The 13,559-nt window shown below is 61.8% G+C and carries 12 protein-coding genes; 1 reads left to right on the plus strand and 11 read right to left on the minus strand.

All coding sequences use genetic code 11. The features are described 5' to 3' along the window. Positions 1–143: 143 nt before the first annotated feature. The 3 genes from HU811_RS17375 to HU811_RS17385 form a co-directional block, all read right to left on the minus strand. Positions 144–1,259, minus strand: a complete 1,116-nt coding sequence (locus HU811_RS17375; protein WP_186657180.1) for a Gfo/Idh/MocA family protein — start codon at positions 1,257–1,259, stop codon at positions 144–146. A 214-nt stretch (positions 1,260–1,473) separates the two neighbouring features. Continuing rightward, positions 1,474–2,241, minus strand: coding sequence for an SDR family oxidoreductase (locus tag HU811_RS17380; protein WP_047225726.1), 768 nt, complete (start codon positions 2,239–2,241; stop codon positions 1,474–1,476). Positions 2,242–2,265: 24 nt separating this feature from the next. Next, entirely contained in the window at positions 2,266–3,333 is a 1,068-nt protein-coding gene (locus HU811_RS17385) for a phosphotransferase family protein (protein WP_092396817.1), read from the minus strand. 180 nt (positions 3,334–3,513) lie between these two features. Here HU811_RS17385 and HU811_RS17390 point away from each other — a divergent pair, with 180 nt between their 5' ends. Further along, a complete protein-coding gene (locus HU811_RS17390; RefSeq protein WP_092396819.1) occupies positions 3,514–3,909 on the plus strand; it encodes a DUF4280 domain-containing protein in 396 nt (131 codons plus the stop codon). Between the two features lie 210 nt (positions 3,910–4,119). On the opposite strand, the gene HU811_RS17395 is transcribed toward HU811_RS17390, so the two are convergent. The 8 genes from HU811_RS17395 to HU811_RS17430 are packed head-to-tail and all read right to left on the minus strand — an operon-like array spanning position 4,120 to position 13,465. Further along, positions 4,120–4,662, minus strand: coding sequence for a toxin-antitoxin system YwqK family antitoxin (locus HU811_RS17395; protein WP_186657183.1), 543 nt, complete (start codon positions 4,660–4,662; stop codon positions 4,120–4,122). Between the two features lie 13 nt (positions 4,663–4,675). Continuing rightward, on the minus strand, positions 4,676–6,685 hold the full coding sequence (gene tssI, locus HU811_RS17400) for a type VI secretion system tip protein TssI/VgrG (RefSeq protein WP_186657190.1): 2,010 nt from the start codon (positions 6,683–6,685) through the stop codon (positions 4,676–4,678). Positions 6,686–6,703: 18 nt separating this feature from the next. Next, positions 6,704–7,147, minus strand: coding sequence for a hypothetical protein (locus HU811_RS17405; protein WP_092396825.1), 444 nt, complete (start codon positions 7,145–7,147; stop codon positions 6,704–6,706). A gap of 55 nt (positions 7,148–7,202) precedes the next feature. Continuing rightward, a complete protein-coding gene (gene tssH / locus HU811_RS17410; protein WP_186657193.1) occupies positions 7,203–9,746 on the minus strand; it encodes a type VI secretion system ATPase TssH in 2,544 nt (847 codons plus the stop codon). A 1-nt stretch (position 9,747) separates the two neighbouring features. Then, entirely contained in the window at positions 9,748–10,773 is a 1,026-nt protein-coding gene (gene tssG, locus HU811_RS17415) for a type VI secretion system baseplate subunit TssG (RefSeq protein WP_186657194.1), read from the minus strand. Then, positions 10,737–12,527: a type VI secretion system baseplate subunit TssF gene (gene tssF, locus HU811_RS17420; RefSeq protein WP_186657195.1), complete on the minus strand. Its 1,791-nt coding sequence runs from the start codon at positions 12,525–12,527 to the stop codon at positions 10,737–10,739. Before tssF ends, tssG begins: the two co-directional genes overlap by 37 nt. Beyond that, positions 12,511–12,954 carry a type VI secretion system baseplate subunit TssE gene (tssE, locus tag HU811_RS17425; protein ID WP_047225735.1) on the minus strand — a complete coding sequence of 148 codons (444 nt, stop codon included), beginning with the start codon at positions 12,952–12,954 and terminating at the stop codon, positions 12,511–12,513. Before tssE ends, tssF begins: the two co-directional genes overlap by 17 nt. Before the next feature lie 13 nt (positions 12,955–12,967). Then, entirely contained in the window at positions 12,968–13,465 is a 498-nt protein-coding gene (locus tag HU811_RS17430) for an Hcp family type VI secretion system effector (RefSeq protein WP_047225736.1), read from the minus strand. Between the last annotated feature and the right edge of the window lie 94 nt (positions 13,466–13,559).

Raw genomic sequence — 13,559 nt, forward strand, 5'->3', positions numbered from 1 at the left:
TTGTGGCGAGGGGATTTATCCCCGCTGGGCCGCGAAGCGGCCCCAAATTTAGCCTGACACAACGAGGAGGCAGTTTTAGGGGCGCTTCGCACCCCAACGGGGATAAATCCCCTCACCACAGGGAAGTTCACTGAAGTGAGCGGTTATAGCTCGCTGACCCTGACCCAACGCCCCTCCCGCGCCGCCAGGCGAATCGCGGCCGCCAGCCGTTCCACTTCCCAGGCTTCTTCAAAATCGGTTCCGTCGCCGCCCTGGCCGGCGATGGCCATGATCAATTCCTGGACCTCCAGGGTCTTCAATTCGTTGTACCCCAACTGATGCCCGGCCGCTGGGCTGAATGCGGCGTAGCCCGGCAGGTCCGGGCCGGCCAGCAGACGTTGAAAGCCCCCTTGGCCGACGCGGCACAGGCGCAGTTCATTCAGCCGTTCCTGATCGAACGCCAGGGTGCCGAGCGTGCCGCTGATCTCAAAACTCAGGTGATTCTTGTAGCCGTGCTTGAGCCAACTGCTGCTGACCGTGCCTCGGGCGCCGCTGGTGAAGCGCAGCAGGGCGTGGACTTGGTCATCCACGGCGATGGTGCGCTGCTCAGTGTTGCCGGCACTGGCTGGGCGTTGGCTGTGTACGGTCTGGCTGTCGGCACACACCGCCTCGACATCGCCCAATAAATGACGGGCCATGGCCAGCAAGTGGCTGCCCAGGTCCGCCAATGCGCCGCCGGCGTGGGCGGCTTCGCAGCGCCATGACCACGGTGAGGTCGGATCGGCCATGAAGTCTTCGCTGAACTCGCCCTGGAAACTGATGATCTGTCCCAGTTCCCCGCGCTGGATCATGTCCCGCGCCCGTTGAATAAGCGGATTGTGCTGGTAGTTGTAGCCGACCCGAGTGACCACGCCAGCCGCCTTGGCCGCCCGTTGCATCTGGTCGGCCTGTTCCAGGGACACGGCCAGGGGCTTTTCACAATAAACCGGCTTGCCCGCTGCCAATGCAGCCATGGCCATCGGGAAGTGCAAATGGTTGGGCGTGGTGATGGCGATCAGGTCGACCTTCGGGTCGTCGATCAGTTGTTGCCAGTCGCCGTGGGCCGTTTCGAACCCCCAGCTCTGGGCGCACTGTCGGGCACGCTGGGGATCGGCATCGGCCAGCGCCGCCAGTTTCAGGTGTTGAGGAAGGTTGAACACCGCCTTGGCGTTATGAAATGCCAAGGCATGGGCACGGCCCATGAAGCCAGTACCAATCAGACCGATGCCGAGTTCGCGCATGAGAAAGAGCCCTTTGAGTTTTTATTTTCAGAAGGGCTCTTTATGGAATAAATATTCGCATATTGCAAATGTTGGAATAAATATTCTTTCTACTGTCGCTGAAGATCCCTTGTGGGAGCGGGCTTGCTCGCGAATGCGGTGAGTCAGTCACTGCTGTATTAACTGATCCGGCGCGTTCGCGAGCAAGCCCGCTCCCACAGGATGAATGTCGATATCAGGACAGGAACCCCCCATCCACATTCAGCGCCACTCCGGTGGTATAGCTCGACGCATCACTGGCCAGGTACAGCACCGCGCCGGCCATTTCGCTTGGGTCGGCCACGCGCTTGAGCGGGATCTGCGCCAGGGCGGTTTTCAGGATCGCGTCGTTCTTGACCAGCGCCGAGGCGAACTTGGTGTCGGTCAGGCCCGGCAGCAAGGCATTGCAGCGGATGCCGAATTGCGCGCATTCCTTGGCGAACACCTTGGTCATGTTGATGACTGCGGCCTTGGTCACCGAATAGATGCCCTGGAAGATCCCCGGCGAGATGCCGTTGATCGAGGCCACGTTGATGATGCTGCCGCCACCGTTCTCGCGCATCAGTTTGCCGGCTTCGACCGACATGAAGAAATAGCCGCGAATGTTCACGTCGACGGTTTTCTGGAACGCCCCCAGGTCGGTGTCCAGCACGTTGCAGAACTGCGGGTTGGTGGCGGCGTTGTTTACCAGGATGTCCAGGCGCCCGAACTGCTCGCGGATGCCGGCGAATACTTGGCTGATCTGCTCCATTTCACCGATGTGGCAGGCGATGGCGGTGGCTTTGCCGCCCGCAGCGATGATGGCATCGGCCACGTGCTGGCAACCCTCGAGTTTGCGGCTCGAGACGATCACATGGGCGCCTTGCTGGGCCAGCAGTTTGGCGATGGCCTCGCCGATGCCGCGGCTGGCGCCGGAAACGAAAGCGATTTTACCGTCGAGGTCGAACAACTGAGTCTTGGACATGCTGTTTCCTTGTTATAGGTGCGCTCAGAGCGTGGATTTGCTGATGACCTGCAGGCTCATCTGCTCCAGCAGTTTGTTCATCTGAACGAACTGCGCGAAGCGTTTGTCCTGGGTCTGGCCATGGAAGAAGCGGTAGTAGATCTGCTGGACGATGCCGGCCAGGCGGAACAGGCCGTAGGTGTAATAGAAGTCGAAATTGTCGATGCGGATCCCGGAGCGTTCGGCGTAGTAATCGACGAACTCGCGACGGGTCAGCATGCCCGGTGCATGGCTGGGCTGGCGGCGCATCAGTTGTACCGGGGCCGGGTCGCTGGCTTCGATCCAGTAGGCGAGGCTGTTGCCCAGGTCCATCAGCGGGTCGCCAAGGGTGGTCAGTTCCCAGTCCAGCACGCCGATGATCTGCATCGGGTTTTCCGGGTCGAGGATCACGTTGTCGAAGCGGTAGTCGTTGTGCACGATGCTGGAAGTGGGGTGATCGGTGGGCATTTTGTCGTTGAGCCAGGCCATGACCGCCTCCCATTTCGGCGCGTCCGGGGTCAGGGCCTTTTCATATCGGTCGCTCCAGCCACGAATCTGCCGGGCCACGTAGCCTTCGGGCTTGCCCAGGTCGGCCAGGCCGCAGGCCTTGTAGTCAACCTGATGCAGTTCGACGAGGCGGTCGATGAAACTCTTGCACAGGGCTTCGGTACGGGCGGCGTCAAAACCCAGTTCCGGCGGCAGGTCGGAGCGCAGGATGATGCCCTTGACCCGCTCCATCACGTAGAACTCGGCGCCCATCACCGACTCGTCGGTGCAGTGCACGTAAGCTTTCGGGCAATAGGGGAAACCTTCGCGCAACTGATTAAGGATGCGGAACTCACGGCCCATGTCGTGGGCGGACTTGGCTTTATGGCCGAACGGCGGGCGTCGCAGGACAAATTCCTGTTCAGGGTATTCCAGCAGGTAAGTCAGGTTCGAAGCGCCACCGGGAAACTGGCTGATCTGCGGCGTGCCGGTCAGGCCTGGAATATGGGCCTTGAGGTACGGGTCAATCAGACTGGCATCGAGTTCTTCACCGTCGCGGACACGGGTGGACTGATCAGTAAACGCCATGCTTATCCCTTCTGCTTATTTTGGAGGCCATCGATCATTGGCTAATCTAATGGCAGGGGAGGGGCGTCACAAGCACGCCAAGGTCTTATAGGTTAGCGTGTTGCAGGATAATCAGCGGGCCTGATGCCGGGCGGATGAGCTATGGTTTCAGCGTCTGTCGCTTTTCAGGGAGCCATCGCGATGGGATGCCCGCAAGTCTGTGGCACTGCAACCTTGCAATGCAGTTTCGGCGCCGCCCCGGCGGTGCTCAATGTGCTGCCGGTCAATCGGCTGCTGACCGGCGGGATGCCGGCGGCCAATATCATGGATCACATCCCTCTGGTGAACATCACCACCTTCGGCATGTGTCAAAGCCTGGCTAATCCCACAGTTGCCGCTGCGACCACCGCGGCATTGGGCGTGCTGACACCCATGCCGTGCATTCCTGCCACCGCAACCCCGTGGATCCCCGGCGGCCCACCAACCTTGCTGCTGGGCAACATGCCGGCCATCGATGCCAACAGCACCTTGATGTGTACCTGGGCCGGGGTGATCAAGATCGTCGTGCCGGGGCAGGTGCAGATGTTGATTCCTTGATGGGTGCAAATTCCACACTGTCCTTAGATGATTGCAGGACTATGCCCACTGAAGATCCCCTGTGGGAGCGGGCTTGCTCGCGAAGAGGTCGGTACATTCAACATCACTGCAACTGACCCACCGCTTTCGCGAGCAAGCCCACGCCCACATTGGATCTTCAGTGGACACAAATTGTGTGCTTGCCCCAAATTCCTTGTGAGGGCGGTGTGTTCAGGCTTGCGTCGGGTCATTCCAGCGCCTGAACCACCAGCGTACCCTGGAGATCGGCTTGCCGTCGGCGTCCAGTGGTCGCCCGTCTGCGGCGTAGGCGTGTGCTGGTTCCAGCAGTTGGCCGTTGAGGTAGCGGGCATCGACGGCGGGGTTGCCATTGGGGTGCATGCGTCGATAACGACCGTCACGCACACCGTCACGATAGAACTCGGACTCGGCCATTTGCCCGTCGGGGAAATAGTTGTTCGCCTCACCGTGCAGCAACCCACCCCGATAAGTGGCCTGACGCTGGAGCCCCCCTTCGGCGGCGTAAAAGCTCGCCACGCCCTGCAGTTTGCCTCTGACGAAGGGCAACACCGCCGAGACTTTACCGTTGGGGTGATACAGCGTGCTGGTGCCTTGCAGCACACCTTGCTGAAAGTTGAGGGTCGCTTGCCGACGCTGGGCCTCATCAATCTGCAGTGAGCCGTTGAGGTGGCCGTCGACCAGTTGCCCGCTCAGGTGGCTGTCGTCACGTTCCAGGTCGAGTTTTTTCGAGGCCATCGGCGCACTCCTGTCAGTTGACCTTCACCAGGCCGCCCTTGATGGTCAGCATGCCGCCGCCGTCCACGGTCTGTTCGGCGGCGGCCTTGTTCACCAGACTGATGCCGGCGTCGTTGGTCAGGGTGGTGCCGGCCTTGTTTTCCAATGACGTACCGGCCTGGTTGCTCAGGGCGGTTCCAGCTTTCTGGCTGATGGACGTGCTGGCCTGGGCCGCCAGGTCCGCACCGCTCTTGATCGCGAAACTGCCACCGCTTTGCAGGGTCAGGGTGCCGCTGACCTTGATGGTCAGGTTGCCGTCCACCGTCAGCTCATAGTTCCCGCTGACCTTATGCGCGTAGTTACCCCCGGTGCTGTGGTTCTGGTCCGAACCCACGGTCACGGTGCGGGTGTCCTTCACATCGAGGCTGTCGCTGCCGGTCTGGATGGTCACGCTGCGTTTGCCCTTTTCCAGGGTGACGGTTTCGTCGCCTTCCTTGACCGTGCGAGTGCGAGCGTTCTGCACCGTGAGGGTTTCATCGTGACCGACCGTGGCGGTGGTGTCGTTGAGCACGTTGATGTTGAAGTCTTTCTGAGCCTGGAGAAAAACCTCCTCGGCGTCCTTCTTGTCCTCGAAGCGTAATTCGTTGAAACCGCCACCGCCCTTGGACGAATTGGTCTTGATCCCGGACTGGGTCTGGTTGGCCGGCAGCGCGTAGGGCAGGGCGTTGTCACCGTTGTAGACACAACCGGTCACCAGCGGCCGGTCGGGATCGCCGTCGATGAAGGTGACGATGACTTCCTGGCCGATGCGCGGCACGAACTGCATGCCAAATCCCTTGCCGCTCCAGGGCAACACCACACGAACCCAGCAGGATGAACTCTCGTCGTTCTTGCCGGTGCGGTCCCAGGGAAACTGCAACTTGATCCGTCCGTATTCGTCGGTCCAGATTTCCTCGCCGGCCTTGCCCACCACGAGTGCGGTCTGAGTGTGCATGCGCGGTTTTTGCGTGGTGCGGGGCGGTCGATAAGTCGTGGTCTTGGGAATCGCCTCGAAGCGGTTTCGGTAGCTATCGTGGCTGGCTTCGTGGCTGACCGAGGTCACCACCCAATCGATATTCAGCGTCGAGTCTTCATGGCCGGCGAGGGTGAACCAATACCCCGGCACCAGCCAACGGCAGTCGCTTTCGCCGACAAAACGCTTCTCCTGACTGCGCAGGCCATCCACCCGTTGTTTGGTCAATGCATCGCCCTGGCCCTTGGCGTCATAACCGCCCGGATGCTCGTATATCGAACTCGGCCCGGCGACGGCTTCGGCCTGGCTGTAAAGCGACGTCGTTGGCGTGGTGAATTGGTAGTCGGTCGCCTGGTACACCCCAGCCACAGCTTGCAGGCACACCTGGCCTGAGCGGACGCCGTGCAGTTCCCGATCACCGATGTTCTGCCCGAGATAATTCACCGTCGGGCCGTTGGGAATCGGCAAGAACGCATCGTTGCTGTCGGCCAATACCAGCGTGTGCTTGCCTTCCTCGTGGCTGAAGAACCAGAAAATCCCGTCTTCTTCCATCAACCGCGAAACAAAGGCCAGATCGGTTTCGCCGTATTGCACGCAGTATTCGCGGGGTGTGTAGCTGCCGGTGAGTTTGAGCTGGAAGTCGGAGAAACCATGGGCCTTGAAAATCGTGGTGACGATGTCCGAGGTGGCGAGGTTCTGAAACACCCGGTTGTTGCTCGCCAGGGTCAGCCACCACAGCCATGGGCGCAGTAAAAGTTGATAGCGTTCGGCGGTGGCGTCGGCGGGGAGCTGGCGGATCTCCGCGACCAGACAGTCCAGCGGGCGCAACAAGGCGTCCTTGTGCAGAGTCATGGTGACATGGCTGGCGACAGCGCTGGTGAGGGTCAGCGAAGGGCCGTCGTTGATGCCGTTGAGGATGTGCGAGCCCAAGGCATTGAGGCTCTCTTCGCCGGACAGCGATTCAGGGTACAGCGCCGACAGCGTGGCGGCGGTGAGGGAGAGGGTGGTGTTGCTGTCGGTGGAGCGGGGCATTGATTGTCCTCAGCGCCGTCAAATATCGTCAGGAAATCCTTCGACCGGGCCTGCCCATAAACATGATTCAACTGGGAAAGGAACATTGTCCAGTTGATTGGTATTGACGCCAATACGCTGAGCGCAAATTTTGTCAGGCTCGCCAACTTTTTTAATCTTGATGAATCCGCTGTTTACGTAGTCATCCACTTTCTTCATCTGTTTTGGTTTTATCCATGTGATGTTGAAATACAAAACATAGACTTCTGACAGTTTGCTAATGCCAAGTTTCTCTTTTTTCTCTCGTATTTCAGACGGTGGTATGGTCGTTAAATAGAACCCTTCTTCATGCTGCTTTTTGAACCAGGCCCACTTTTGAGGTTGATTCATCGTGCATTTCCACTCCCGGACGGCGGGGGTGCCGATTTGATTATCAGTGATGGATTTGGCCGCTGACTGGGTGGTGTAGTGGTAGAACTTCATAAGGGCTCCGGTCCAACTCAGAAAGTCTTAACAGGTGATGAACAACGACGGTGTGTCACTCCAACACCCACTCCGCCAACTTCCCCGTCACCTGTGTCATCAACACATTCTCCACATCCCTTGCTCCTGCTGCGCTGCACTTGGCCAACACAGCCTTGACGATCCCCGCGTCGAACTCGAATGGCTTGCCGGTCGCGGCCTTGTACCGCCCACGCAATTTCTCCAGCTTGGCCAGCACAATGGCTTCCAGCGTCGTCTCATCCAGCGGCCGATACGCCACCACCGTCATGCGCGCCAGAAATGCAGGGCGAAACGCTTGCAGCAAGACTTTATGCAAGGCTTCGTTGAAGGCGTCGCTGCCCAGTTGCGCGGCCGGCGTGTCCAGCAACAGTTCGGCGCCAACGTTGCTGGTGGCGAGCATCACCGTGTTCTTGAAGTCCACCACCAGGCCGGTGCCGTCTTCCATCAGGCCTTTGTCGAAGACGTTATAGAAAGCCTCGAGTACATCCGGGTGGGCCTTTTCGATTTCATCGAGCAATACCACCGAATAGGGTTTGCGCCGCACTGCTTCGGTGAGCACACCCCCGCTGCCGTAGCCGACATAGCCGGGTGGGGCGCCCTTGAGTTGGCTGACGGTGTGGGCTTCCTGGTACTCCGAAAGGTTGATGCTGATCAGGTTACGTTCACCGCCGTACAAGGCATCGGCCAGGGCGTAGGCGGTTTCGGTCTTGCCCACGCCGGTGGGGCCCACCAGCAGGAACACGCCGACCGGCTTTTGCGGATCGGTCAGGCCGGCGCGGTAGGCTTGCAGGCGCTGGGCGATGGTGTTCAACGCGGTGTCTTGGCCCATCACCCGCAAGCCCATGCGCTGACCGAGGGTGCGCACGGCGTGAGCTTCGTCGGCGAGCATCTTGCCCACCGGAATGCCGGTCCAGCCGGCGATGACGGCGGCGACGGTCTTGCTGTCCACCTGTTCGGGCACCAGCGGATCGTCCTGGCGAATGGCATCCAGGCCCGCTTCCAGACGCAGCAGTTCGGCGGCCAGGTGGTCGATGCGGTTGTCGATCTCGGTGTCGGGTTTTTCACCGTCGGCGCGTTCGCTCAAGGTCAGCAGTTCGCGGCGGGTGTCGAGCAGTTCGCGCACCGCTTCGCGCTCTTCGCCCCAACGGGTCTCCAGCTCGCGGATGGCCTGCACGTTGGCGCCCGACTCGGTTTCCAGCAGGGTGATGCGTTCGCGGTGATCCAGCCCGGTGGCCTGTTCACGGCGCAAGCGTTCGACTTCGTCCTTGAGGCTGTTCTGCCGGTGGCGCAGGCTTTCCAGGGGCGGCGGGACATCGTGTTGACCGAGGGCGACCCGCGCGCAGGCGGTGTCGAGCACGCTGATGGCTTTGTCCGGCAATTGCCGCCCGGAAATGTAGCGGTGGGACAGTTTCACCGCCTCGTGAATGGCCGCGTCCAGCACCTGTACGCCGTGGTGTTGTTCCAGTTTGGTTGCCACGCCACGGAGCATTTCCACGGCGGTGAGTTCGTCCGGCTCTTCGACCTGCACCAACTGGAAACGCCGGGCCAGGGCCGGGTCTTTCTCGAAGTATTTTTTGTATTCCAGCCAGGTAGTGGCGGCCAGGGTACGCAGCTCGCCTCGGGCCAGGGCCGGTTTGAGCAGGTTGGCCGCATCGCTGCCACCTTCAGCGCCGCCTGCACCGATCAGGGTGTGGGCTTCGTCGATAAACAAAATGATCGGTTTTTCCGCGCTGCGTACCGCGTCGATCACGCCTTTGAGACGCTGTTCGAACTCGCCCTTGACGCCCGCGCCGGCCTGCAACAGGCCCAGATCCAGCACACGCAACGTGACTTCCTGCAACGACGGAGGCACGTCGCCTGCGGCGATGCGCAAGGCCAGGCCCTCCACCACGGCGGTCTTGCCGACGCCTGGCGCGCCCACCAGGATCGGGTTGTTCTGCCGGCGCCTGAGCAGGATATCGATGCACTGGCGTATCTCACCGTCGCGGCCGACGATGGGGTCGATGCGTCCGTCCCGGGCGTCGGCAGTCAGGTCCTGGGTGTATTGGTCGAGCACCGGGTCTTGTTTGTGTGGCGTCTCACCGGGTTTTGCCGGGCGCACGCCGCCGACATGTTCCCGGGAGCTTTCGGTCCATTCCAGCAGATGGGCGCGCAAGGCCTCCCGGGGAATGCGCAACAGCGACGAAGCACTGTTGAGCAACAGGCTGCGACGCTCATCTCGGTCCAACAGTGCCAGCAACAACAAGCCGGAACGGATGCTGTCCAGGCCCAGCACGCTGGCCTGCACCACAGCGTCCTCCAGCAGGCCGATGGTTTGCGTCGACAGGGCCGGCGTGCGGGTACTGCCGGATTTGAATAGCTCCAAGGCCTTGTTGATTTCTGCTGCCACCGCGTCGCGCTCCAAGCCAAAGCGCGGCAACAGACAGGCGAAGTCACCGCCTTCGATGTCCAACAGTTCCAGCAGCAGGTGCTCGATTTCCACATAGTGATGGCTGCGTTGCAGGCAGCGCTGCGCGGCGCGTTCCAGGGCGCGGCGGTTGTCCGGGTTGAGGCGTCCGATCAGGCTGGCCAGTTCCATTTCAGGCGATCTCCGGCTGACGAAGGCGAGTTTCGATCCGTTGTATGGCAAGGTTCGGCTGGCGTTGCAGGCCACCGTTCCAGCTCAAGCGCGGCGGCGCCTGGCGAACCAGTTGCAGTGGCCCGGCGCCCCGGATCAGCAACACCAGGGTGCAATCCAGATCGGGACCGAAGTACAAGGAGTAAAGGCTGGCGAGTAACGGATGGGTCTCGCCGGTGGGCAGCAAGGTATTGGCCTGGGCGGCGGTCAGCGGCCCGAGGGTCATGCGCACGCCGGCATGTTCGTCCCAGACCCGGATGCCGGCTATCGCGCTGTGGCCCAGGCGCAAGTTGCGCCCGCCGGGCTGCAAACGGCTGCGGCTGGCGGGCGGGATTTCACGCCAGCCACCTTCGTAGGCGGTCAGTTCCACCGGCAGCCCGAACTGTTCGCGCACGACTGCCGCAAACCCGGCCAGGGAGCGCCGACCATCGGCGTATAGCGCGGTACACGCCAGCACGCCAGCATCGGGCGCGGCCTGGCGTTCTTGCAACGCCTTGGGGAGCAGGCCGGTCAATGCACGTAGTTGCGCCTGCACAGCAGACGCCGCTGGTGCGGTAAAACCCAGGGCGATGCGGTGTTTGCGCATCACTTTGTAGAGCAGGCTGAGCAGACGATGCTGGAACAGGTCGAGAAACTCCGCCGGCGCATGATCGCGCGCCCGTGCCCGCTGTTGCAGCCATTCCTGATAGGCGTAAGGCAAGGGACCGTCGGGGCCGCCCAGGCCAAAGATCGGCGTGGTCAGAACGGGCGCCGTGCCGGGCTCCTGCTTCAGGCTTTCGACTTCACTGGCGGCGAACAGCGGTGTCAACGGCCCACGCAGGCGCAGGGCTTCGGCATGGGGCGCGGTGCCGCTACCCAGGGTTTCGGCCTGGGGCTGTTCGCGCTCCAGCACCAGCAATGCCTGAAGCCATTCGAAACGATGCGGATCGCGGCGCAAACGTTCGCTCAGGTTCAGAGCGTCAGGGGTTTGCCGGCTTGGGGTTGCCATGTTTTCACCTCCCTGTCCGACTGAACGAGTACGGTGCGCACGAAACGATTGGCGGTGGCATAGAGGGAAAAGAACTGCGCCAGCACCCCGGAGAACAGCACGGCACTGCTGCCGACGAAGTGTTGCGGGTCCAGTTGCAGGCTTACTTGCAACCCGTTGCGCCACCCGCGCCAGGCGTCTTCACCGACATGGGCGATGACTCGGTCACAAGCCAGTTCCAGCACCCCGGCGATCTGTCGCCGGGCACTGGCCTCGTCCCGCAGATTGTGCAACTCAAGAATTTCCCGCAGCGCGTCGAGAGCCTGGGGACCTTCCACCAACGACAGGTGGTTGAGGGTCAGTTGCGACACCAGCCGCCAGCGCGATTCGCCATCCAGGCGGGGCAGGCTTTGCGGGCTGGGCGGGTTGCGCAGGCGAGCCCAGGCCACCGGCCCGGGACGCTCAAAACCCAGTGCCGTGCCGGACGGCAGGCTCTGGGCCAGATGCCGGTTGGTGCACAGCAACTCGGCGGTGAGGCTGTAGTCCCGCGTGTCAGCCAGCGGGTCGAACTGAGTGTCCACCAGGCTGACCATCAAATCGGTGCCCAGGCGATTGGGGCTCATGCCGCTGACTCGCCGCGCATGCCAGTAATAGGCCTGGTCGTTGCCGTGCTGGCTGCCGTAATAGGCCGGGACTTTGCGCACCCCCTGGCTCGACGTCGCGCGCATGCCGCGGATGCTGTGGATCTCGACGCTGTTTTCCCGATGACTGTCGGCCACCAGGCGGTATTCGCTACGGGTGCCGTCGGGGCGTAGCGGCTCGGACGTCCTGGGGAACAGGTTGATCACTGGCGCGCAGCCCAGGGCGATGTCGCTGGCCTGGAGCGGCAGGCGGCTGACGGGCGCACGGTCGAACACGATGTACAGGTACAAGGCTTGGCTGTCGCTGGTCGCTCCGGCCAGGGGCAAGTCGAAAAAGTCGAATTTGTCAGGGAAAGCAAAGTATTCCGCCAGCAGACGCATGCCGGGGTGCACACCGTCTTCGTCCGGCAGCAAGGCTTGATCACTGGCGAAACCGACGATCTCAGGCAGACCAGTCAGCGGCTCTGGCACGCTGCCCGGTGGGCCGGCCAGGACCTTCACGGCATGGGCGCCGAGCAGGTCATACAGGCAGGCGTTGATCATTGGTGAGGCTGCCAGGTGCACCCGCAGGGAATCGATCCCCAGCGTCGACCATTGGCTTTCGCCCAGGCAGCGCAGGTTCAGGCGCAAGGCCGAACGCGCCTGAACCACCCCCGTCAGCGCCTGAGCCTCATCGCTGCCCAGCAGCAACGCTTCACTGACTTCGATCGGCCACAGGCGCACGGCGGCCGTGGTGCGAAAATGAATGCTCTGCCCCTTGTCGGTGGTGACGAACAAGGGCGTGTCCCGGGGCAGGGGATAGCCTTCATTGAGGTTGCCTTTGCTCGGGTCGGGCTCGAACTGCACGATCGCGCAGGACGGCAAAGGGCGCAGGGCCAGGGGGTAAAGCTGTTCGAGCAAGGCATCGCTGAACTCGGCGTAGTCGTCGTCCAGTCTTCGCTGCAAGCGGGCGGCCAGCAACGCGAAGCCCTCCAGCAGTCGCTCGACATGCGGGTCTGGGCATTCGCCGGGAGACAGCTCCAAGCGCCTGGCGACCTTGGGGTAGCGTTCGGCAAACAGGCTCCCGGCATGTCGCAGCCAAGTCAGTTCACGCTGGTAATAATCCAGCAGTTGCGGGTCAATCGAGTCGCTCATGTCGTACCTCAAGGCCGTCGCCGGCGGGCTCGATGACAAATGCCACGGGCCATGAGTGCTGGTCGCCGCGCAACTCGCCCAATAGCCGTATGTTCAGTTGCTGGGGATGACCCGGCACAGGGTTGACCTGAACCTCGCCCAACCGCAGGCGCGGTTCGAAGTGGTTAATGGCCTGGCGGATCTCGCGGGTCAGTTGGCGACGGTCATCGCTGCGCTGCTGCTGTAGCGCGGTCCAGTCAGCGATACCGTAATCCAGGATGCTCGGCGGCTCGGTCAGCGCCTTCGGGCCGCGTCGGGTGTTGAACAGGCGTAGCAGTTCGGCATGCACCGAGTCCTGCAACGCCTGCCGGTCGAACGCCCGCTCAGGGTCTTGCGCCGGGCTGGCCAGACGCTCGAACAGAGGAGGGCGAAGCCCGAAGCCAGCCATGGGCACGGCGTCCTTACTTGGTCATCTTGTTGGCCGCCAGGTCCCACGTCGTGCCCGCCGTGCCTTCCTTGGTGCCGTCGTCTTTCTGCGCGGTGAGTTCCCATTTGATCTTGGTGAAGTTCAGCGACAAGGTTTCCACCGGTTTGCCGCCCGTACCGCCACTGACGCTGACGTTGGACAGCACGACGTTGGTCAGGGTGTAGACGATGAACGGCATGATCTGGCCGCTGCCTTCGGCGGCGTTGCGGCCGATGGTGATGATGGCTTCGGGGATCGGTTTACCGGCGCAGCAGTATTCGTTGAGGGTGGGGGTAGAGCTGTCGACGAATTTGGTCAGGGTGAACTCGCCGATGTGGGGCCTGCCGGAGGTGCGTTCCGAGTTGCTGACGTCGTTGGTGACTTGCATCGCCACGTTGTGGCTGTAGGACATGACTTCGATTTTGTCGGTGAAGCCCTCGAGCAGGCTGTCGCCCTTGATGTCACCGCCGAGGTCGAGAATGATCGCATCCATTGTGTGGAACTCCTGAAGAAGACAAGTGAGGTAGTGCCCGATACCGATTAGTTAAAGACGAATGCCGAACCCTGTGGCGAGGGAGCTTGCTCCC

The organism is Pseudomonas tehranensis, from assembly GCF_014268615.1.
Lineage (GTDB): Bacteria > Pseudomonadota > Gammaproteobacteria > Pseudomonadales > Pseudomonadaceae > Aquipseudomonas > Aquipseudomonas tehranensis.